Genomic DNA, 21,620 nt, shown 5'->3' with positions numbered 1-21,620 from the left:
TTTAAGCCCTCGTAGCTGCCATATCAGCCGCTTTTTTCTTTACATCCAGTCCGTAACCCTTCAGAATGCTGCGGGCTAGGGCGGATTTGTGTACTTCGTCGGCACCATCGTAGATGCGGGCTCCGCGCTCGTGGCGATAGTACCAGGCCAGCAGAATATCGTCGGTGATACCCATCGCGCCGTAGGTCTGAATAGCCCGGTCTACGACCTTGAGCATAATATTGGCCACAAAGAATTTAATGGCCGAAATCTCATTGCGAACGGCGGCCGCACCGAACTGGTCAATCTGGTTGGCGGTGCGCAGCACCATCAGGCGGGCGGCATCAATTTCGGCCCGGCTCTCGGCAATGAAGCCCTGGATAAACTGCTTCTCGCCCAGCATCACGCCCGGCTCTATCTCGCGGGTAGCGGCCCGGCGGCACATCAGGTCGAAGCACCGCTCGCTGATACCAATCCAACGCATGCAGTGGTGAATCCGGCCGGGTCCCAGCCGCTCCTGCGCCAGGGTAAAGCCCATACCTTCGCCACCAATCAGGTTAGAGGCAGGCACCCGCACCTCGTTGTATTTCACCTCGGCATGGCTGCCCCAATGGTCGCTGGCGTCACCCATAATGGAGATGTTACGGACCAGTTCAAAACCCGGCGCATCGGTCGGTACCAGAATCATGCTGGCCCGGCGGTGCGGAGCCGCGTCGGGGTTGGTTACGGCCATCACCACAGCAAAAGCGGCCCCATCGGCCGAGCTGGTAAACCATTTATGCCCGTTGATTACGTATTCGTCCCCCTCCCGAACGGCTGTGGTACCCAGCCGCGTTGGGTTGGAACCGGCAAATTCCGGCTCGGTCATGGAGAAACAGCTCCGGATGTGACCTTCTCTGAGCGGCTCCAGGTACTGGCGCTTGAGGTCGTCTGGTGCGTATTTGTGCATCAGCTCCATATTACCGATGTCAGGTGCCTGGCAATTGAAGGTATAATGCCCAAAGGGACTATACGCCAGCACTTCGCTGACCTGCCCGAATTCGCAGAGGGTTAGTCCCAGACCGCCTTCCTCTACGCTGTGCTGCAGGCCCCACAAACCGGCTTTTTTGACCAGCTCACGTTTCTGGTCCAGTATGCGGGCTACGGTGGAGAAATTACCGGTCAGGTGCTCAGCGTTTTCGAGCGGAATGAGTTCAGTTTCGACAAACTCCCGAATGCGCGGGATAAGGTCGCGGGTCTGGTTGGTTGAGAAGATATCGTCCATGTTGGGTTACCTGCCGATGAAGCAGATACAGGCGACAAGTTAGTTTACTTAAACACCACTATCAACACTGCCCCGGTTACCATTATAGCGGCCCCGACGAGTTTCTGCACAATATCCCGTTCCTTAAAAAATTGATAACCAAACACGACACTCAGCAGCGCCGACGTCTGGAATAAGGCTAAGGCATAGCCCACCTGTGTACCGCCAAAGGCCACATTCGTCGAAAACTGCATCAGCCCCACCGACAGAAACAGAGCCAAATACGTGATTTTCTGCGAAAACAGCAGCCCGACCTGCTCTTTCCAGTTTTCGCGCAGGGCCAACACAATCCAGAGCAGAGTCATAATAAATCCCAGCACGCACCAGAAGACAAACACAGTTACGGGCGATGATAGCAGCATGGCTTTTTTGATAAAAACCGCTTCAATGGCCGAACAAACCAGGGCTGCCAGCCGCAACTGAATCGCCGATTGTTTCAGCAACGCCCAGCTAAATCCCTGCCCCCGCCGACCCGAACCCAGCACAAAGTAGCTTCCTACCACAATCAGCGCCACACCCAGCATACCGGCCCAACTGGGTACTTCATTGAGCAGCACCATACCAAAGACAATACTGACTACCGACTTGTACGCGTTAACAGGACCCAAAATTGACAGGTCACCCGTTTTTAAGGCTTTCACCAGAAAGACATTTCCGAGCACCGCCAGCAGGCTAATTATAACGGCATTCCACCAGAAGGACGTCGGCAGCGTGGCAAAATCAATCTCTCGCCAGAAGAACAGGCATAGTAAGCTCAAAAAGCCGTATGTGGCCGAAGTGATAAACAGGGGCTCTGCCGAGCGTTGCGTCAGCTGCTTCTGGAAGACGTTTGACAGCGGATTCGATACAATCCGAACGATGATGGCGAGGGATGTGAGGGTGAGGATAGTTAACAGCATACTAGAACCATTCATTTTGCATCTCAATCGTTACCCGGTCGGCGGAGATTAGCCGCCGGGAGAGCGCGTGGATTTTCACTAATTCGTATTCATAAAAGTAACGGGCGGCCATCAGTTTTCCCTGATAAAAATTTTGGTCATCGTCATGAACATTCGCTATCGCCTGTCGCGCGACTGTAGTCTGTCGGAGCCACTGCCACGCAATGACAACATGGCCGAATAGTTCGAGATAAAGGGTAGCATCAGCCAAAAAAGCTTCCGTATCAGATGGGGCCAGGCTGAGCAGGTGCCGGGTCACCTTGTCCAGCACAACCAGAGCCGCTCCAAGCTGGTTGCTTAGCGCTTCGCCTTCTGGAGATACTTGTGCCGCAGCCATATCGGTTTGGATTTCGGCCAGCAGAAGCGTCACGGCTTTGCCGTTGTGCATTATTACCTTCCGGCCCAGCAAATCAAGGCCGTGGATTCCGGTTGTTCCTTCGTGGATGGGGTGAATCCGGGCTTCGCGGTAGAACTGCTCCACCGGAAAGTCAGTCGTATATCCCGCACCACCCAGAATCTGCACAGACGCACTGGTAGTCAGACAGCCCATCTCGGAAGGGTACGATTTGGCGATGGGGGTTAGCAAATCCAGCAACAGAGCCGCCTTTTCTTTCTCGTCTCCCTCGGCGGCATGTACCAAATCGGCATAGTAGCTGCACTGCAACAATAATCCCAGGGAGCCTTCCAAAACCGCTTTCTGGAACAGCAGCATCCGCTTGACATCGGCATGGCGGATAATGGGCACCTGGGGTCTACTAGGGTCTTTCTCTGCGATAGGTCGGCCCTGCGGACGTTCTCGGGCGTACTCCAGTGATGCGTAGTACGCTGCGGTGCCTATGGATACCGCGTTCATCCCTACGCCAATGCGGGCTTCGTTCATCATCTGGAACATATAACTGAGCCCCTTGTGCGGCTCACCGACCAGATACCCAATACAGCCATCGTTGGAGCCAACCATCAGGTGGGCAATGGGTGCGCCCTTGTAACCCATTTTGTGATAAACGCCCGCCGTTAAGACATCGTTATCGAGTAGATGACCATTCTCCGGGCGCTTCTGCGGTACGGCAAACAGGGATATACCCTTAGCGCCCAAAGGACCGCTCTTGATTTTAGCCAGCATCAGATGAACTATGTTCTCACAGGCATCATGGTCACCGGCGGATATGTAAATCTTTTGCCCACGAATTTTGTAAACACCCGGTTGGTCGGTTGCTTCGGCGGTGGTGGTAATGTCGGAGAGCGAACTGCCGGCGTCGGGTTCCGTCAGGGCCATGGTTCCCTGCCAGCGTCCGGCGTACATATTTGGGGTGAAGGTCTCAATGAGCTCCGGAGAACCGAAGCTACGCAGTAGGTTGGCAGCTCCGGTAGTCAGAAACGGAAATACGCTGGATGAGTAGTTAGCTGCCCCGAAAATAAAGGTAGCGGCATTCATGATAGTAGCCGGGAATTGCTGACCACCTTCTTCGTACGAGAACGGCGCGTTAATCCACCCATCGTCGCCAAACCGCCGGATGATTGGCCTTATACCCGAATGGACTCGAATTTTGCCGTCGACCAACTGCGGTTCTTTCCGGTCCATCTCCGTCAGCAGCGGCTTCAACATCGACTCAGCTATTTGACCGGCCGCGTCCAGCACCATCTCAAAAGACTCCCGGTTATGGTCCTGAAAATAGGGTAAGCGAGTTAACTGCTCCGCATTCAGCACTTCGTACAGGTGAAAGGTGAGGTCACGTTTGGAATAAAAATGGTTAGCCATCGTAATAATATATCCGTTTCGCTTAGGTACTTTTAACGTATAATAAACATTGCATAAACATGCGCTTTCTCCTCATTGCCCTTCTCCTGGTTTCCGGTTGTGTGCAAGCTCAGAAGAAAATTGCCATAACCATTGACGACCTGCCGACGGTTTCCAACTATTACCGTACATCGGAACAGAAAGTCCAGATGACCCACCGCCTGCTGAAGCATCTGAAAGACCACAAAGCGCCGGCTATCGGCTTTGTGATTGGGCGGTTACTTTATTCCGATGGTCAGCCTGACAAAAGCCAGTTGGCGCTCCTAACCAAATGGCTCGATGCCGGTGTGGAGCTGGGAAACCACACCTACGCGCATAAGGACATCAACCAGATTTCATCCGCCGAATACGCCGAAGATGTTATCAAAGGTGAGCAACTGACGAAAGACCTGGTTGAAAGACGAGGTAAATCGTTTCGGTACTTCCGGCATCCGTTTCTCCGCAAAGGTCCAACTCAGGCGAAGAAAGACTCCATTGAGCAGTTACTGACCCAGCGCGGCTACCGTGAAGCACCCGTTACCGTCGATAATTCCGACTATTTGTTTTCCCGCGCTTACGATAATGCCTTACTACAGGACGGTAAAACGCTGGCGGCTGAGGTGGGTCGGCAATACATCGCCTACATGACCAGCTACATAGACTACTACGAAGCGCAGTCTGATTCGCTGTTTGGCCGGCAGATACCACAAACGCTACTCTTACACGCCAACGCTATTAACGCCGATTACCTTGGGCAATTACTGACCGCCTTACACAGGAAAGGCTATTCGTTTGTCTCGCTGGACGAAGCGCTAAAAGACCCCGCCTACCAGTCGGCAGACCGCTATGTGGGCAAAGGTGGCATTTCCTGGCTGCACCGCTGGGCGCTGACCCAGGGCAAGCAAGGCGCTTTCTTTAAAGGTGAACCGGAGGTGCCTGCCACCATCAATGAGTTGGTGCAAAGGAATCCCTGACGCTTATCCCGCCGTAAGCCCACCGTCCATCTGAATAGCCTGACCGGTACAAAAGGCATTTTCGTCGGAACACAGCCACAGAATGGCCTGCGCAATTTCTTCAGGCTGCCCAAATCGCCCAATTGGAATAACCCGGCGCATCCGTTCTTCCATTCCCGGTGCCATATTCATTAACTCATGCACCATACCCGAATGGGTATATACCGGACAAACGGCGTTGACCCGAATATTCTGCCGAACATATTCCAGCGCGGCTGTTTTAGTCAGACCTAATACGCCGTGCTTGGCGGCACTATAGGGTGCCCCATTCGGCATACCCCGCACCCCGGCAATCGACGAGATATTGACAATTTTGCCCCCACCCTGCGCCAACATCTGCCGTATTTCAGCCTGCATGCAGTAAAAAACACCACTCAGGTTTACGGCCAGCATCCGGTTCCAATCGTCCAGTGTTTGGTCAATAAACTTTGCGAAGGTTCCGCCAATGCCAGCGTTGTTGATACCAATATCGAGCCGGCCGTAAGTCTCCACCGTCTGCCGGATGAGGGCCTCCACTTCATCGGGATCGGCGACGTTGCAGGGGATGAATGTTGCTTTACCACCGGCTTCCTGTATCAGAGCGACGGTTTCCTGTCCACCTTCGGCATTAACGTCGGAGACTATCACCTCGGCCCCCTGCCGGGCAAAGGCGAGTGCCGTGGCCCGGCCAATACCCGATGCCGCTCCGGTGACAAGCGCTACCTGTTTATTAAAATCAGCCATGTTCGTTTTGTCATAGATTCGCTCCGAAAATAGCTTTATTTTGCGAATACTATGCGTACGCTCTGGCGCTACCTGCGCACCCACCTACAAGCTGATTTCCGGACTGACCTCTACCTGACCACGGCCCTGTATGCCGCTATACTGATAGCCATCAACTACTGGCTGGACCTCGAAAACAGCATCATCGACAACTACCGGGGCAGCTATATGCGCCCGCTCTTGTATTTCTGCCTGTATTCGGTCGCTTATTACGGAGGTGTGCTGATATGGACGTACTTCCATCGGCAACAGGATGTGCTCCGCCAGCGACGATTCTGGATACATACCCTGTTTGGGCTGACCGTCTACTCGTACTACGCCGGTTTCTACGGCTATGTGTCCTGGAGTGAGCAACTGTTCGATGGAGAGATTTACACGTTTGCCTATCGCTGCCTCAGCAACCTGCATTCTGTAATTACCGTGGCTTTGCCGCTGTACCTGTACTACCGCTTGTGGGATCGCGAGCATACCGGCTTTTATGGAATACGTCCCAAGCGGGCGGGGCTGCAAATGTACGCCGGTCTGCTGCTGATAATGGTGCCGCTGATAACCTGGGCCTCGTTTCAGCCCGATTTCTTAAGCTTCTACCCGAGCTATAAAGACACCAATGCCAACGAGTTTTTCGGCGTACCGGAGTGGGTAACGGCGCTCATTTTTGAACTCGCCTACGGTTGGGACTTTATACCGACCGAACTAATGTTTCGGGGCTTTCTGGTTATTGGGCTAAGCCGGTTGTTAGGCCCCGGTACCGTACTGTCGATGATTGTAGTATATGCCAGTATTCACTTCGGCAAACCGCTGGGCGAAACCATCTCTTCCCTGGTTGGTGGGTATCTGTTAGGCGTCTTTGCCTTGTACAGTCGAAGCATCTGGGGCGGGGTACTCATTCACCTCGGCGTGGCCTGGTTGATGGAACTGGCCGCCTTCCTGCAACTATACTTCCGTAGCTAAATGGCACCTTTTTGTTTAAACGTTAAATCATAAATTTTTGTGCTATCGTGCTACTATAAAATTTTATTTGGCTTCTAAAGAAATTCTAACGCCTTCGAGTAGGTTTCCGGAAATTTTCCTTACAACTTTGATAGATCTTGTCAAAACGTTAACGGCTCTTCCCACTGCTTATGCAACCGTTAAACAGCGTACTGACCGAACCGACAGCGACTGTACTTGGGCGCGGCATCCAATACATCGGTATCGGCAAACACGGTAGTAAACCGTTACCCACTGACTTACTCCAGGAGTGCAGACAGGCCCTGTTGTCCCCTGAGACCGACCCGCTGCAAAAAGGCGCGTTTATTGGTGCACTCATTACGAAAGGCCCCACCGACGAGGAACGGCAACTCGAAACGATTTTCGGCCGGGGTGCTTTCTCACACCCTACGTTCCTGATTAACAAGCTCTGCCCCGAACTGCCGACCCGCCTACTGCCTATCGGCACCAAACTATTGCGCGGGCATACCCTCCGCACCAGCGAGGCCCACCAGTTGGGTACTTACCTGTTCTCCGATGAGCAAGGGCCGGATGCCTCCTGCGAGACGTTTCGGGCCATGGCGGCCAGCATCCTGCGGGTTCGTCACGAAACCAATGATGAATACAAGGGGCTGTATGATGCCGCGATGGAGACCATCACCCCCGGTTTTCAACAGCCGGCTACTATTAATCAGACCATCATTCAACTGGCCGAGCCGTTCGATGGCGTTGAGCATTCGTACCTGATTACCCCACTGCTGGCCAATCACCTGCAAAAGCGAGGCTATGGTGTGATATCCTCGGTGGGTCGCACCGCCGGACCTAAGTATGGTGTAAACGCCCACGACCTGTACCTGTACCTGGGGTGTCCGATGCTCCAGAGCAACCACGAACTCCACACCCCCGAAGAGCCGTTCGGCTGGATACTCGACCAGAAAGCCCTCTCCCCCGCCCTCGACCGCTGGGTCGACCGCCGACGCGCCATGATTAAACGACCGTTTCTCGCCACCCTCGAAAAAGTCCTGAACCCCTGCCGGGCCCGTGTGCTCGTCACCTCCGTATTTCATATCACGTACCAGATGAAAATGGCGGAACTGGCGCTGATGGCGGGTTTTGACGCGGTGGTGGTGATGAAGCGGGGACTGGAAGGCAGTCTGGCACCCTCTATCTCCCGCGCCAGTGGTATTCTGTGTGCCGTACGAACGGAGAGCAATCACCTCTTCTTCCAGCATTTCGACGCCAGTCTTCCGGTGTTTAATCCCTATCGGACCGAGACCGATGAGGACGTAGCTCCGCTTCAGGTAACGGATAATGTCCGGCTGGTGCGGCAGTACCTGAAGACCAAAGAGACGGGGAACGCTGATTTTGACAACCGCGTCCGATTAGCGTGTCTGATGCTCGACCGGGGTATGGAGTGGATTGCCAGTCAGCTTAAGTAAAGAACACACCCGGTTTTGTTACCTTTGCACCATGCCTGTACCACCGGGCACCCGCTGATTCATGCTTAAAATTCCACCCCGGTTCTATCCGCTTGTCTTGCTGTTTCTTGGCATTCTGTTCTACATACCCTTTCTGGGACGGGTACACCTGTTCGACTGGGACGAAATCAATTTCGCCGAATCGGCGCGGGAGATGCTGGTGACCGGTAACTTCACGCGGGTTCAAATTAACTTTGAGCCGTTCTGGGAAAAGCCACCCCTGTTCTTCTGGATGCAGGCTACCGCCATGAAAGTCTTCGGCATCGGCGAGTTTGCCGCCCGGTTTCCCAATGCAATTATTGGCATTATTACCTTAGTAATCCTTTACCTCATCGGCCGTCGGCTTTACAATCCACAGTTTGGGTTGCTTTGGGCACTTGGGTATCTGGGCTCCTTTACGCCCCACCTCTATTTCAAATCCGGCATTATCGACCCGACTTTCAACTTCTTTATTTTCATGGGTGTCTGGTATCTGGTCAACGCCGTTTCGGTATATGGTACATCCCGCGCCACTCGCTATTCAGCCCTGTCGGGACTATTCATTGGACTAGCCGTGCTGACCAAAGGACCGGTCGGCGGACTGCTGCCGGCGCTGACCTTCCTGATTTATTGGGGGCTTCAGCGCTTCCGTCCTGTCCTGAGTTTCCGCAATATCCTGCTGTTGCTGGGTTGTGCGCTGGTGGTAGCATCCCTCTGGTTTGGACTGGAGCTGGCTCAGAACGGGTGGTGGTTCTTTCAGGAGTTTATCGATTACCAGATTCGCCTGTTTGTCACACCAGACGCCGGTCACGCGCAGCCATTCTTTTATCACTTTGTGGTGGTGCTGCTGGGCTGCTTTCCTATTTCAGTACTGGCCATTCGCTACCTTAAAGCCTGGAAAGCCGCTCCCGCTTCAGATACTGATAAACCGGTGAATGGCGAAATGTTTCGGCAGTGGATGGTGATTCTCTTCTGGGTCGTGATGATTCTGTTCTCTATCGTCCGGACAAAGATTGTCCACTACTCGTCCATGGCGTGGTTCCCGGTATCGTATCTGGCGGCATATCATCTGCATCAGTACCTGACCGGCAGGGTTAGCTGGAACCGCTGGACGACTATTGGCCTTATCTTTATCGGTAGCATCTGGGGCTTATTGCTGGCGGCCGTGCCGCTGGTCGGCATGAATGCCGCTGCACTTACCCCGTATATTAAGGACCCTTTTGCCGTAGCGAATCTTCAGGCCCCTGTAGATTGGGCAGGCTGGGAGTGGCTGATTGGGCTACTGTACGGCATCGCCATTATCTGGTGGATTGTGCGGGTGCCACGAGCCGGCTTCCGGGCCGTAACCGGTCTTTACCTGACTACCGCCATCTGTTTACTTTTCTATCTGGCGCAGGTGGTGCCAAAAATAGAGCAGTATACCCAGGGCACCGTCATCGACTTTTACCAGGCTAAGCAGGACCAGGATGTTTACGTGGAACCGATTGGCTATAAAAGCTACGCCCAGCTCTTTTACTTCCGGAAAAAGCCCCCGGTAAACCCCAAAACCCGCGACGAGAACTACCTGCTGAACGGCCCAGTAGATAAGCCGACGTTTCTGATTACAAAGATAACATCAGCGGATGATTACCGCTATAATCCAAATCTGGAGTTAATCAGCGAAGAAAATGGCTTTGTCTTTTTCCGCCGAAGAGTATTCCGATAGAGCCCGCTTCTTATAAATCGCCCATACTCTCGGTTCGCTCTTTAAGCCGGCGACGTTCGCGCCATAAGTTAAAATAGTAGAATACCAGGAGCGTAGACAGTGTTCCCACAATAGAGCCCGCATACACATCTTCTACAAAATGCTGAAACAGGTAAACACGGGAATAGCCTACGAGTATAGCTAACAGCGCCAACGCCCAACCCCGGCCTTTCCGCTCGTCGAGCATGGCCAGCAGACTGAAAACGGCGAATGCGGTGATGGTGTGCCCTGAGGGAAAGCTATTGTAGCTGTGGATGTCAAGTCCCTTAAGAACGTGGTACTCCCAATCCGAATGTTCAAAGTATTTCAACGGTCGCAGATTATGCGGAAATACTACTCGTTTCAGAAAGATTGATAGTAACCCTGAAATAGCAAAGCTTCCACTGGCCAGAATACCCATCCACTTCGACCGGATGAATAGGATCGCAATGATGATGAACGAAAACGCTCCGTCGCCGAGGTAGGTTGCATTGTCGAAGAACACGTCTGCCCAGGGTGCGTTGTAGGAATTTACCCACCGGATGAGTTCTTCCTTCGTGTAAATGAGTTGGAGTATGCCTACCCCCACCAGCGCCACCAAATAAGTCAGAAAAAAAGCGCGGTTCTTACGAAATAAGTCAATCATTCAATTATTCAGTCATTCAACTTTCTATAACCAACGTTTCCGACTCAGCAAACCGGACTCCTCGCTCACGAGCCGCAGCATAAATAGGGTCAGCTAAATGACCCAGGCCGGTTACGTCCGACATACAATCATTCACGACAACTATCTTGGGCAAAAAGCCCGGTGCAAAATCCATTACCTGTTTCAGGCTATTTGCCACGCAATGCGATTTAGCCTCGCCCATCAGGTATACATTATCAAAACGCTCCAGGTCGGCAATCAGGTCGGTATTCAGTTGCGTTTCCAGCACGGCGGGGTCCGGCACCTGCGCCTGAAAGATACCGAAGTGCTCAGAGAGCGGGTGTACACCCTTCTGTACGGCTTTATAATCCAACTCCCGCTGCCGTGACCAATCTTTCAGGGCTTCTAGAAGCGTATCGTGCAGCGCGGCTCCCCTGGAGCCAATCAGACAGTGCTCGGGCCAGATATAGTGCTCGAATTGTCCGTCTGCTTCCAGGTCACGTACATACTGCCGGGCTTTTTCGGCGACAAAGCGGGGAACCCATGTACCGGCTTCTACTTCGGCATAGGTGATGCGGGTAAACGGCTGGGGGTGATTGCCCTGGTCGTCGTGCCAGAACAGCGGATGTGCAATATCCAGCAGTTTGTGGGTATCCAGCGTCACCACAATATGGTCAATCTTGTCCGAATACTTCCGAATCAGGTTGGCCATTCGTTCAACATCCTGTTCCGCTCCCGGCACAAAGAGGGCACCGTTCGGATGGCAGAAGTCGTACTGGGTATCAATGATGAGAAGCGCGTTTTTCATATTAACTATAAAAAGCTATCTATACCAGCTACCCGCGTCGACTACTCTGGATAGCCAGCAACTCTACCCGGTTTTCAACGACTCGATGATAAAGTATTGTCTGTGGATTGACAACACATTCTCTTACACCAGGTTTGGAAGCTGAAGCTCTGTACATGAAAGGCATCCTACTAAGATTAGCAAGCTTATCAGAAAGTAAGGCTAGAAAATCTGTCTTGACGCGAGAAGAAACCGTTCGTGATAAGTAGTCAACTATACCATCCAGGTCTCTTTCTGCTTTTTCGGTGAAAATAATCTGATATTCGTCCATCACTAATATTTCCTCATTACATCTGCCATGGTACGGACACGCCCAGCCTCGGCATCCTTTATACCTTCCTCAATGCCAGCCTGCTGTTCCGGAGTAAGGGCGGTCCAGAAGTCACGCTCAGAGGCTGCTTGCTTCTCCAAAATAGTGTATACAGCATTCAGAAACTGCGGGTCCTGTATACGTTCTACGAGTTGGTGAATATCTGCTTTAAGGTCTTCCGTTGTCATACCAGTATTTTTTTCAAAGATAACGTCCTGTAAGACGATTTGTCTTTCCGCTGCTTCCTACGCACTCCTTTCCCCCACAAAGTTACAGAAATGTAAGCCGGTTCTTTCTTGATTCACAAAAGGTTCGTATCTTTGCGGTCTTATTTTACGGAGGACTGAGGTGGAGACCGAATTACGTAAATACGACATCAACATCTTCGGGCTGGAGAACAAGCGCTACGAGTTTGATTTTGAATCGGGCGATAAGTTCTTCGAAGCTATGGACCAGCAACTTATCCAAAAAGGCGCGTTCAAAACACACGTGACGCTGGACAAGTCGGAGACCATGATTCAGCTCAACTTTCACATTGTAGGCCAGGTAGAACTGACCTGCGACCGGAGTCTCGATACGTTCGACGAGCCTATCGACATCCGGCAGAAGCATGTGCTGAAGTTCTCGGACCATAACGAAGAACTGACCGACGAGATTGAGCTGATTCTGCGTAATACGCCGGTTATCAACGTGGCCCGCTACATCTTCGACTTCATTGGCTTGTCGCTGCCGATGAAGAAACTGCATCCCCGCTTCCGGGAGGAAGAAGAACAGGAGGCAGATGACGAAACCGAGGGTAAGCTGATTTATCGCTCCGATGCCGAACAGGCGGATGATGACCAGGCCCCGATTGACCCACGCTGGGAAGCGTTGCGAAAATTGAACAACAACTAAATACCTGAGTGGTACCTACCGTACGAAACGCTCAGGTTCTGATTAATAACTGAATACTGTAAACTGCAAACTGATAATACAAGATGGCACATCCCAAACGCAGACACTCGAAAACCCGGCGTGATAAGCGTAGAACGCATTATAAAGCAACGGCCGTAACACTCTCGACCGATGCAACAACGGGTGAAGTGCATCAGCGCCACCACGCTCACGTATTTGAGGGTAACCTCTTTTACAAAGGCAAGATGGTTGTTGAGAACTACGCTCCGACTGTATAAGGCAGGCTAATAGCCCCCTGGCCGGGCTCTGATTAAAAAGTATTTCGCAGGAGTCTGACCGAAAGATGAACGCGGAATACTTTTTTATTGCCGGTCACCTGTCTATTTTTACACGATTTTTCAGAATTGCGTTTTTGACCGAATTGTCGATGAGAATTGCAGTAGACGCTATGGGTGGCGATTTCGCTCCTGAAGCTATCGTGGAAGGAGTAGTAATGGCCGCTGCCGGATTGCCGGAAAATGTGAAGATTGTATTGGTAGGGAAGCAAGCCGTAGTAGACCAGTTAATACAGAAACACGCGTCAGCGTCGAGTACGTCAGTAGATGCTATTGAGGTAGTCAACGCTGATGATGTCATTGAGATGGGCGAGCATCCGACGAAAGCCCTCTCCCAGAAACCCAATTCCAGCATCGGAGTTGGGTTTAAGCTTTTAAAGGAGAAGCAGGTCGACGCGTTCTGCTCCGCCGGCAACACGGGCGCTATGCACGTAGGTGCCCTGTTCAGTATTAAGGCCATCGAAGGCATTATGCGGCCCTGCATTGCGGGATTTGTCCCGCAGAAAGCCGGTGGCTATGCCGTGATGCTCGACATTGGTGCCAACGCGGATTGCAAGCCCGAAATGCTGGCTCAGTTTGGTGAAATCGGTTCCATTTATGCCCAGTATACCCTCGGTATTGACAAGCCACGAGTGGCGCTGATGAATATCGGCACCGAAGAGCAGAAAGGTTCTCTGATTGCCCAGGCTGCTTACCAGTTGATGAAAGACAGCCGTAAAATCAACTTTGTCGGCAATATCGAAGGCGGTGATCTGTTTGTGAATGCTGCCGATGTGATTGTGACCGATGGCTTTGTTGGTAATATCGTCTTTAAGTTCGGTGAATCGCTATACTCGTTGATGCAGGAACGAGGCATTCGGGATGAGTTTATTGATAAAACCAACTACGAAGCGGTAGGCGGCAGCCCCATTATTGGCGTAAATGGTAACGTAATTATTGCGCACGGTATCTCATCAGCCCTTGCCATCAAAAATATGATCAATCTGGCCATCCGACAGGTCGAGTCAGACGCTTACACGAAGATTGCACAAGCCCTCAGCTAATTGAGCCGGGCTTTTTTTATGTGAATACGTACCCCCGAAACATGACCACCAGAGCTGCGATTACCGGAATTCACGCTCATGTACCGGACTATGTGCTGACAAACGCTGAGTTGGAGCGCATGGTGGAAACCAACGACGAATGGATTATCACCCGGACGGGCATTAAAGAGCGCCGGATTCTGAAAGGAGAAGGAATGGGTACCTCGCACATGGCCGCAAAGGCGGTTGAGGGCCTGCTCGAAAAAACGAATACCAAACCGGAAGAAGTAGATTTGGTTATTTGCGCCACCACTACCCCCGATTTTGTATTTCCGGCCACGGCCAACCTGATTTGCGACATGGTGGGTATTCGCAATGTAGGAAGTTTCGATATTCAGGCTGCCTGTTCGGGCTTTGTGTACGCTCTAACTATTGGCACCCAGTTTATCGAAACGGGAAAGTACCAGAAAGTAATTGTAGTTGGTGCGGATAAAATGTCGGCCATTGTCGATTATACAGACCGGACAACGTGTGTGTTATTCGGCGATGGAGCCGGCGCGGTGATGCTGGAGCCCAATACGGAAGGCTACGGCGTTCTGGACTCAATTCTGCGGTCAGACGGAGTAGGGCAGCATCATCTGTTCCAGAAAGCAGGCGGCAGCCGCTATCCGGCCACCCACGAAACAGTCGAGAAGCGCTGGCACTATGCTTACCAGGATGGCCCATCGGTCTTCAAGTTCGCGGTAAAAAACATGGCCGATGTTTCTGCCGAAATCATGGAGCGCAACAACCTGAAAGGTGAAGACGTAGCGTGGCTGGTGCCGCATCAGGCCAATAAGCGCATTATAGATGCCACAGCCAACCGCATGGGTATTGATGCCAGTAAGGTAATGCTGAATATTCAGCATTACGGTAATACCACCGCGGCCACCATCCCGCTCTGCCTCTACGATTACCAGTCGCAGTTGAAAAAGGGGGATAACCTGGTGCTGGCGGCCTTTGGGGGCGGTTTTACGTGGGGCGCCGTTTATGTGAAGTGGGCATTTTAATTTGAATGTCCCGCACGTCGGACCGCCGTGCGACGGACCGTAATGAATACTTGCCGGACTCATGCCGGTATCCTTATTCATTTTTTGTATACATTTTTCTTTACTTGAGTTATGGCAACGACCGCAGACATCCGCAATGGATTGGTAATTAACTTCAACAACGACTTATTCCAGGTTACCGAGTTTCAGCATGTGAAGCCCGGTAAGGGAGCCGCTTTTGTCCGTACAAAACTAAAAAGTTTAACGTCTGGTAAAGTGCTGGACAACACCTTCAACTCGGGTGTAACAATTTATCCGGTACGCGTAGAGCGCCGTAAATATCAGTACCTCTACAAAGACGAAGCTGGGTACAACTTTATGGATAACGAGACCTTCGATCAGATTAACCTCGACGAGAAGCTGATTGAAGGTGCCGACCTAATGAAAGAAGGCCAGGAAGTAGAGATCCTGATCAACGCCGAAACCGAAACCCCGCTGACTTGTGAACTGCCTCCGTTCGTAGAACTGGAAGTGACCTATGCCGAGCCAGGCATTCGGGGCGATACGGCCAACAGCCCGAAAAAACGAGTTGAAGTAGAAACAGGTGCCAAGATTATGGTTCCGCTCTTTATTGAGCAAGGCGAAAAGATTCGCGTTGACACCCGCACATACGATTACGTAGAACGAGTAAAGTAGTGATACTCCAACAACTATGGATACCAAAGACATTCAACGACTAATTGATTTCATCGCCCAGTCGGGGCTGGATGAGGTGAATATTGAAACCTCCGACCTGAAAATCAGCGTGAAGCGCTACGGGTCAAGTGGTCCGTCTGCCCATCAGGCAGTTGCGCCGGCATCTGTTCCTGCCGCTGTTCAGGCTCCTGCTGCTCCCGCTGCAAACGCTCCGGCTCCTGCCCCAGCGGCCGCTCCGGCTCCGGAAAAGAAGGCAGATACCTCCAATTACATCACCATCAAGTCACCGATGATTGGTACGTTTTACCGCTCAGGAAGCCCGGATGCACCGTCGCTTGTTGAGTTGGGCGATGAGGTAAAGCCTGGCAAGGTGGTCTGTATCATCGAAGCCATGAAACTCTTCAACGAAATTGAGTCAGAAGTTTCGGGCCGCATTGTGCGGGTACTTGTCGAGAATGCCACACCGGTAGAATATGACCAACCGCTGTTCCTGGTAGAACCCATCTAGTATGTTCAAGAAGATACTTATTGCCAACCGGGGGGAAATTGCACTACGCATCATTCGGACCTGCCGGGAAATGGGCATCAAAACAGTAGCCGTTTACTCGACCGCCGACCGCGACAGCCTGCACGTCCGGTTTGCCGACGAAGCGGTCTGTATTGGACCTCCCCCAAGTCGACAATCCTATTTAAATATACCCAGCATTATCTCAGCCGCTGAGGTAACCAGTGCCGATGCCATCCATCCCGGCTACGGCTTCCTGTCTGAGAATGCCGAGTTCTCGCAAATCTGCGCCGATTACGGCATAAAGTTCATTGGTGCTACTGCCGACCAGATTAACGCCATGGGTGATAAGGCTACGGCCAAAGCAACCATGAAAGTGGCTGGTGTTCCGGTAATTCCCGGCTCCGAAGGCCTGCTGGAGTCGGTTGAACAGGGCAAGCGGCTGGCCGAAGAAATGGGCTACCCCGTTATTGTAAAGGCTACCGCCGGTGGTGGTGGCCGCGGGATGCGCATCATCCGCAACGAGGGTGAGTTTGACAAAGCCTGGAACGATGCCCGCGTAGAAGCCGGTGCCGCTTTTGGCAACGACGGGCTGTACCTGGAGAAATTTGTTGAAGAACCCCGCCATATTGAAATCCAGATTGTGGGTGACCAATACGGTAAGGTATGCCACTTGTCGGAGCGCGACTGCTCCATTCAGCGCCGGCACCAGAAACTCGTCGAAGAAACGCCCTCTCCTATTATCTCACCCGAATTGCGGGAACAAATGGGGCAGGCCGCCATTAAAGGTGCGCAGGCCATTCGATACGAAGGTGCCGGTACGATTGAGTTCCTGGTCGACAAGTACGGCAAGTTCTACTTCATGGAGATGAACACCCGGATTCAGGTAGAGCACCCGATTACCGAAGAGGTAACGGACTTCGACCTGATTAAGGAGCAGATTAAGGTAGCCGCCGGGGTGCCTATCTCGGGCCGTAACTATACGCCGAAACTGTATTCGATGGAGTGCCGCATCAACGCCGAAGACCCGGCCAACGGCTTCCGTCCATCACCCGGTAAAATCACCAACCTGCACATCCCCGGTGGGCACGGTGTACGCATCGACAGCCACGTGTACGCCGGCTACACCATTCCGCCCAATTATGACTCCATGATTGCCAAGCTGATTGTCTCCGGACAGTCGCGGGAAGAAGTCATTACGCGGATGAAGCGGGCCTTGCAGGAGTTCGTCATTGAGGGTATAAAAACCACCATTCCGTTCCACATTAAACTGATGGACGACGAACGCTTCAAATCCGGGGACTTCACCACCCGGTTCCTGGAAGATTTTGACTTCTCGAATTTGTAGTCTCAAATTCTCTCCGGAAAAGCGAAAGCCCGTGGTCAGATAGGCCACGGGCTTTTCTCGTAATACCCTTGACGGTAATACCTTATTTTTTGTCAATCCGATACAACCGTCCCTGGTCGGTAACGGCGTACAAGGCACCATCACTACCCTGGGTAATATCCCGGAAGCGCTGGTTCTCACCTGATAGCAAGCGCTCTTCGCCGACCACCTTATTGTTGGCAATCACCAGCCGCGCAATGTGCATACCGCTGAGGGCACCCACAAACAGGTTATTTTTCCATTCCGGTATGTTGTTAGCCGTGTAAAAGGTCATGCCGCTGGGCGAAATCGACGGGTCCCAGTAATAAACAGGCTGTTCCATTCCCTCTTTCTGCTGAATGGCGGCACCAATTTTGTCGCCCCGATACTCGATTCCGTAGGTAATGGTAGGCCATCCATAGTTCTTACCCGGCTGAACACGATTGATTTCATCACCACCGCGTGGACCGAACTCACCTTCCCACAGGTCACCCGTTACCGGATGAATGGCCAGACTCTGTACGTTCCGGTGCCCATACGAATAAATTTCGGGTCTTCCCTCTTTACCAATAAACGGATTTCCGGCAACCGGCTTTCCATCCGTCGTAATATGGATGACTTTACCCAGGCCCGAATTGACATCCTGCGCCTGCGGCCGGGTGACCAGGTCAGACCGCTCGCCGGTGCTGATAAACAGGTTTCCATCTTTATCAAACAGGATTCGTCCACCATAATGCAGGGTACCCTTGTAGGCTGGCGTAGCCCGGTAAATGACCGTGGCACCTTCAATCTTCTTTTCGTCGGCCGACAGTTTTCCCTTTGCCACCGCAGTCAGGTTACCGTCAGACAGCGGCTCTGAGAAAACCCAGTAGACCATCCGGTTCTGCGCAAAAGCAGGGTCGACCCGCACGCCCAGCAGACCACCTTGGCCATTGGCGTTAACCGTTGGCAGGCCGGTAATCGGAGCGCTTAGCTGACCATCCTTTGTGGCAATCCGCATGGTGCCCCCTTTCTCGGTAATCAGCAGCCGTCCATCGGGCAGGTTAGTGATACCCCAGGGATTCTTCAGGTCGTTGCTCAATACTTTGCCTTCGTAGCTGGCCGATGTTTTTACCCCGGCAACCCGCGTCTGACCGGCAAAGGCTGGCTTATAGGCCGGCGTGTTGGGTTCTTTTGTCTCGACGGGAGGCAGATTGGCCGTACTTGCGCTAACAGCACCGGTTTGTGCGGTAGGATTTTGGCCGCAGGCCGTCAGTGTTAGGGTAGCGCCTGCGATGAGCATTAGAAATTCTTTTGCCATTGTAAATTGTAAAAAGCAGTTTATAATCAGATCAGAAACGCTTCTAAAACGTTGGTAAAGTCCTTTTGAGTTCTTTTCTTTCCCGTTTTACGTTGCGAAGTAGCACAAAAAGTACTACTTTTCCTTGCTATACGTAAACCTATTCCTGCTCCTGCCTTATGAATCAGTTGCACTGGGCCGATTATGCGGTCTTCTGTGTTTATTTCATTGTTGTTTCCGGCTACGGCTATTGGATTTATCATCGTAAAAAATCTGGTCAGACCAATACCAAAGATTTCTTCCTGGCCGAAGGGTCACTGACTTGGTGGGCCATTGGCGCTTCACTGATTGCATCTAATATTTCTGCCGAACATTTTATCGGTATGGCCGGCTCCGGCTTTGCCATGGGATTAGCCATTTCCTCTTATGAGTGGATTGCAGCCGCCACGCTGGTGATTGTGGCCGTGTTCTTCATCCCGATTTACCTCAAAAACAAAATTTACACGATGCCGCAGTTTCTGGCGCAGCGGTATAATGATACCGTTAGTACCATTCTGGCCATTTTCTGGCTGATTGTGTATGTGCTGGTTAACCTGACATCCATTCTATACCTGGGTGCTATTGCGGTGGAGACCATTTCCGGTATTTCCTTTACGACCTGTACCATTGGGCTGGCCGTTTTCGCTATTTTCATTACTCTCGGCGGCATGAAGGTAATTGGCTACACCGATGTCATTCAGGTTATTGTACTCATTTGCGGAGGTTTGGTTGTTACCTACCTGGCGCTGCAACTCGTATCGACGCAGAACAACGGACAGGGTGTTCTCAGCGGCCTGAGTATGCTTCGGGATCAGGCTGATGACCATTTTCATATGTATTTTGCGCAGGGGCACCCTCATTATAATGTGCTACCCGGCATGGCGCTCATTACCGGCGGTATGTGGATAAACAACCTGTCCTATTGGGGTTGTAATCAATACATTGTTCAGCGAGCGCTGGGGGCTGATTTGAAGACAGCTCGCAGTGGTATTTTATTTGCCGCCTTCCTGAAGCTGATTATCCCTCTGATTGTGGTTATACCCGGTATTGCCGCTTTCGTTCTGTTCAAAAACGGTACCTTCCAGCAGGCCATGACCGACCCAACCGGGGTGGTGAAGCCCGACCAGGCTTATCCGGTGTTGATGAATCTGCTGCCTGCCGGGATGAAGGGACTGGCCTTTGCAGCCCTAACCGCGGCAGTGGTAGCCTCGTTGGCCGGGAAATGCAATAGTATCTCCACTATTTTTACGCTGGATATCTATAAGAAGTTTTTTGATAAAAATGCCTCCGAGCGTAAGCTGGTGAATGTAGGTCGCTGGGCCGTAATTGTGTCATTTATCATCGCCATCATCATTGCCCCAATGCTTCGGTCATTCGACCAGGTGTACCAATACATTCAGGAGTATACCAACTTCCTGACGCCAGGGGTATTCGCCATCTTCCTGCTGGGCTTCTTCTGGAAACGTACCACCACCAAAGCCGCCCTAACGGTAGCCATTCTGACCATTCCGTTTTCGACGCTGCTGAAGTTCTGGCCGGAGTTGATGCAAATCATTGGCATTCAGGCCGACGAAATCCCCTTCCTGCACCGCACCACATGGGTATTTTGTATTGATGTGGCGCTTATGGTTGTGATTACGTTGCTTGACCCCAGCAGCCGGCAAAATCCGAAGGGACTGGAAGTTGATAGGCGAATGTTCCGCGTGACGCCTTCCTTCGTAATCGGCTCAGCCGCAATCATTAGCATCCTGATGGTGTTATATACGGTATTTTGGTGAACCGTTCCATCAGAACTAATCGTGTTTTAATCCAAGTTATGTAATTTTGACTGTAAGTTTACCTGACAAACAGACACTTGATATGAAAGCTGCCTCCTTATCAGAACAAGAGAAAGCACCCCTTGATAGCCTCGAACAGTGGGAAGATGATATCCTGCTACGTTATCCGGAACCAGAACATAAAGCGAAAGAGGATTATCGGAACTACGATAATCCGGGCCGCGATACCGTTCGGGAGTTCTACCGGCTAAATCATACCTATCAGACGTATGATTTCGTAATGGAGAAAGAGCAGGAGTTTCTGAAGTTCGATAAGAAGGAGATGCCCGTGTGGGGAGTGGCCGAATTCCTGAACACGCTTATCGACGACTCAGATCCCGATACCGACCTGGACCAGCTACAACACCTGTTGCAGACCTCGGAAGCTATCCGGGCCGACGGTCACCCTGACTGGTTTGTGCTGACGGGCTTCCTGCATGACATGGGCAAAGTCCTGTGTCTGTTTGGTGAACCGCAGTGGGCCGTGGTGGGCGATACCTTCCCGGTGGGCTGCCAGCACTCGGATAGAATTGTCTATCCCGAGTTCTTTGACCTGAATCCGGACTCGAAAGACGAGCGCTACAATACCAAATACGGCGTGTATGAGCCGAACTGTGGCCTGCGCAACGTGCATATGTCGTGGGGACACGACGAGTACCTGTACCAGATGATGAAGCCGTATATGCCCGAACCGGCACTGTACATGATGCGCTACCACTCGTTTTACGCCCAGCACCGTGAGCACGCCTACGACCACCTGATGGACGACCACGACCGGGAGATGTTTAAATGGGTAAACAAGTTCAACCCGTACGATTTGTACTCGAAGAGTCCGAAGCCGCCGGTGGTTAGCGAATTGAAGCCGTACTACGAAGATTTGATTGCCAAATATCTGCCGGACACGATTCGGTTGTAAAA

At 52.0% G+C, this 21,620-nt stretch carries 22 protein-coding genes; 13 read left to right on the top strand and 9 right to left on the bottom strand.

The genetic code is table 11. The features are described from left to right. Nucleotide 1 precedes the first annotated feature (1 nt). Genes ABD949_RS21275 through ABD949_RS21265 form a run of 3 tightly spaced genes read right to left on the bottom strand, consistent with a single transcriptional unit; the run spans nucleotide 2 to nucleotide 3,976 of the window. Complete coding sequence (locus ABD949_RS21275) at nucleotides 2-1,243, bottom strand: acyl-CoA dehydrogenase family protein (protein ID WP_345246795.1); 1,242 nt, start codon at nucleotides 1,241-1,243, stop codon at nucleotides 2-4. A 44-nt stretch (nucleotides 1,244-1,287) separates the two neighbouring features. Beyond that, on the bottom strand, nucleotides 1,288-2,181 hold the full coding sequence (locus tag ABD949_RS21270) for an EamA family transporter (RefSeq protein WP_345246793.1): 894 nt from the start codon (nucleotides 2,179-2,181) through the stop codon (nucleotides 1,288-1,290). A 1-nt stretch (nucleotide 2,182) separates the two neighbouring features. Further along, a complete protein-coding gene (locus tag ABD949_RS21265) occupies nucleotides 2,183-3,976 on the bottom strand; it encodes an acyl-CoA dehydrogenase (protein ID WP_345246791.1) in 1,794 nt (597 codons plus the stop codon). Nucleotides 3,977-4,035: 59 nt separating this feature from the next. On the opposite strand from ABD949_RS21265, the gene ABD949_RS21260 reads away from it, so the two are divergent. Further along, on the top strand, nucleotides 4,036-4,968 hold the full coding sequence (locus ABD949_RS21260; RefSeq protein ID WP_345246789.1) for a polysaccharide deacetylase family protein: 933 nt from the start codon (nucleotides 4,036-4,038) through the stop codon (nucleotides 4,966-4,968). Between the two features lie 3 nt (nucleotides 4,969-4,971). On the opposite strand, the gene ABD949_RS21255 is transcribed toward ABD949_RS21260, so the two are convergent. Continuing rightward, complete coding sequence (locus tag ABD949_RS21255) at nucleotides 4,972-5,730, bottom strand: SDR family NAD(P)-dependent oxidoreductase (RefSeq protein ID WP_345246787.1); 759 nt, start codon at nucleotides 5,728-5,730, stop codon at nucleotides 4,972-4,974. 51 nt (nucleotides 5,731-5,781) lie between these two features. Between ABD949_RS21255 and ABD949_RS21250 the strand changes: the two genes are divergently transcribed. The 3 genes from ABD949_RS21250 (at nucleotide 5,782) to ABD949_RS21240 (ending at nucleotide 9,900) form a co-directional block, all read left to right on the top strand. Next, nucleotides 5,782-6,720 carry a CPBP family intramembrane glutamic endopeptidase gene (locus tag ABD949_RS21250; protein WP_345246785.1) on the top strand — a complete coding sequence of 313 codons (939 nt, stop codon included), beginning with the start codon at nucleotides 5,782-5,784 and terminating at the stop codon, nucleotides 6,718-6,720. Nucleotides 6,721-6,890: 170 nt separating this feature from the next. After that, nucleotides 6,891-8,177 carry an anthranilate phosphoribosyltransferase gene (locus tag ABD949_RS21245; protein WP_345246783.1) on the top strand — a complete coding sequence of 429 codons (1,287 nt, stop codon included), beginning with the start codon at nucleotides 6,891-6,893 and terminating at the stop codon, nucleotides 8,175-8,177. Nucleotides 8,178-8,238: 61 nt separating this feature from the next. Then, on the top strand, nucleotides 8,239-9,900 hold the full coding sequence (locus tag ABD949_RS21240; RefSeq protein WP_345246781.1) for an ArnT family glycosyltransferase: 1,662 nt from the start codon (nucleotides 8,239-8,241) through the stop codon (nucleotides 9,898-9,900). A gap of 10 nt (nucleotides 9,901-9,910) precedes the next feature. Here ABD949_RS21240 and ABD949_RS21235 read toward each other — a convergent pair whose 3' ends face one another. From ABD949_RS21235 to ABD949_RS21225, 4 genes are read right to left on the bottom strand one after another with little or no spacing between them, the layout of a single operon-like run. Next, nucleotides 9,911-10,564, bottom strand: a complete 654-nt coding sequence (locus tag ABD949_RS21235; RefSeq protein WP_345246779.1) for a phosphatase PAP2 family protein — start codon at nucleotides 10,562-10,564, stop codon at nucleotides 9,911-9,913. A gap of 16 nt (nucleotides 10,565-10,580) precedes the next feature. Beyond that, nucleotides 10,581-11,372, bottom strand: a complete 792-nt coding sequence (locus tag ABD949_RS21230) for a cysteine hydrolase family protein (protein ID WP_345246777.1) — start codon at nucleotides 11,370-11,372, stop codon at nucleotides 10,581-10,583. Nucleotides 11,373-11,400: 28 nt separating this feature from the next. Beyond that, the gene (locus ABD949_RS30850) at nucleotides 11,401-11,682 is read right to left on the bottom strand and encodes a type II toxin-antitoxin system RelE/ParE family toxin (protein WP_425576785.1); all 282 of its coding nucleotides are present in this window, start codon (nucleotides 11,680-11,682) and stop codon (nucleotides 11,401-11,403) included. A 2-nt stretch (nucleotides 11,683-11,684) separates the two neighbouring features. Further along, on the bottom strand, nucleotides 11,685-11,909 hold the full coding sequence (locus tag ABD949_RS21225) for a hypothetical protein (RefSeq protein ID WP_345246775.1): 225 nt from the start codon (nucleotides 11,907-11,909) through the stop codon (nucleotides 11,685-11,687). A 160-nt stretch (nucleotides 11,910-12,069) separates the two neighbouring features. Here ABD949_RS21225 and ABD949_RS21220 point away from each other — a divergent pair, with 160 nt between their 5' ends. The 7 genes from ABD949_RS21220 (at nucleotide 12,070) to accC (ending at nucleotide 17,549) form a co-directional block, all read left to right on the top strand. Beyond that, entirely contained in the window at nucleotides 12,070-12,615 is a 546-nt protein-coding gene (locus tag ABD949_RS21220) for a YceD family protein (RefSeq protein WP_345246773.1), read from the top strand. A gap of 83 nt (nucleotides 12,616-12,698) precedes the next feature. After that, a complete protein-coding gene (gene rpmF / locus ABD949_RS21215) occupies nucleotides 12,699-12,893 on the top strand; it encodes a 50S ribosomal protein L32 (RefSeq protein ID WP_345246771.1) in 195 nt (64 codons plus the stop codon). A 149-nt stretch (nucleotides 12,894-13,042) separates the two neighbouring features. Next, entirely contained in the window at nucleotides 13,043-13,993 is a 951-nt protein-coding gene (plsX, locus tag ABD949_RS21210; RefSeq protein ID WP_345246769.1) for a phosphate acyltransferase PlsX, read from the top strand. A gap of 41 nt (nucleotides 13,994-14,034) precedes the next feature. Next, on the top strand, nucleotides 14,035-15,021 hold the full coding sequence (locus ABD949_RS21205; RefSeq protein ID WP_345246767.1) for a beta-ketoacyl-ACP synthase III: 987 nt from the start codon (nucleotides 14,035-14,037) through the stop codon (nucleotides 15,019-15,021). 111 nt (nucleotides 15,022-15,132) lie between these two features. Further along, nucleotides 15,133-15,696 carry an elongation factor P gene (efp, locus tag ABD949_RS21200; RefSeq protein WP_345246765.1) on the top strand — a complete coding sequence of 188 codons (564 nt, stop codon included), beginning with the start codon at nucleotides 15,133-15,135 and terminating at the stop codon, nucleotides 15,694-15,696. 16 nt (nucleotides 15,697-15,712) lie between these two features. After that, nucleotides 15,713-16,204 carry an acetyl-CoA carboxylase biotin carboxyl carrier protein gene (gene accB, locus ABD949_RS21195; protein ID WP_345246763.1) on the top strand — a complete coding sequence of 164 codons (492 nt, stop codon included), beginning with the start codon at nucleotides 15,713-15,715 and terminating at the stop codon, nucleotides 16,202-16,204. Nucleotide 16,205: 1 nt separating this feature from the next. Then, on the top strand, nucleotides 16,206-17,549 hold the full coding sequence (gene accC, locus ABD949_RS21190; protein WP_345246761.1) for an acetyl-CoA carboxylase biotin carboxylase subunit: 1,344 nt from the start codon (nucleotides 16,206-16,208) through the stop codon (nucleotides 17,547-17,549). A gap of 82 nt (nucleotides 17,550-17,631) precedes the next feature. On the opposite strand, the gene ABD949_RS21185 is transcribed toward accC, so the two are convergent. Next, entirely contained in the window at nucleotides 17,632-18,849 is a 1,218-nt protein-coding gene (locus tag ABD949_RS21185; protein WP_425576784.1) for a PQQ-dependent sugar dehydrogenase, read from the bottom strand. Nucleotides 18,850-19,025: 176 nt separating this feature from the next. Between ABD949_RS21185 and ABD949_RS21180 the strand changes: the two genes are divergently transcribed. Together ABD949_RS21180 and ABD949_RS21175 are read left to right on the top strand one after the other, a co-directional pair. Next, on the top strand, nucleotides 19,026-20,663 hold the full coding sequence (locus tag ABD949_RS21180; RefSeq protein ID WP_345246757.1) for a sodium/sugar symporter: 1,638 nt from the start codon (nucleotides 19,026-19,028) through the stop codon (nucleotides 20,661-20,663). Between the two features lie 82 nt (nucleotides 20,664-20,745). Then, entirely contained in the window at nucleotides 20,746-21,618 is an 873-nt protein-coding gene (locus ABD949_RS21175) for an inositol oxygenase family protein (RefSeq protein WP_345246755.1), read from the top strand. The last annotated feature ends 2 nt before the right edge of the window (nucleotides 21,619-21,620 follow it).

Origin of the sequence: Nibrella saemangeumensis (assembly GCF_039541915.1) — a bacterium.
Taxonomy (GTDB): Bacteria; Bacteroidota; Bacteroidia; order Cytophagales; family Spirosomataceae; genus Nibrella; species Nibrella saemangeumensis.
This window is presented reverse-complemented; position numbering and strand designations above follow the sequence as displayed.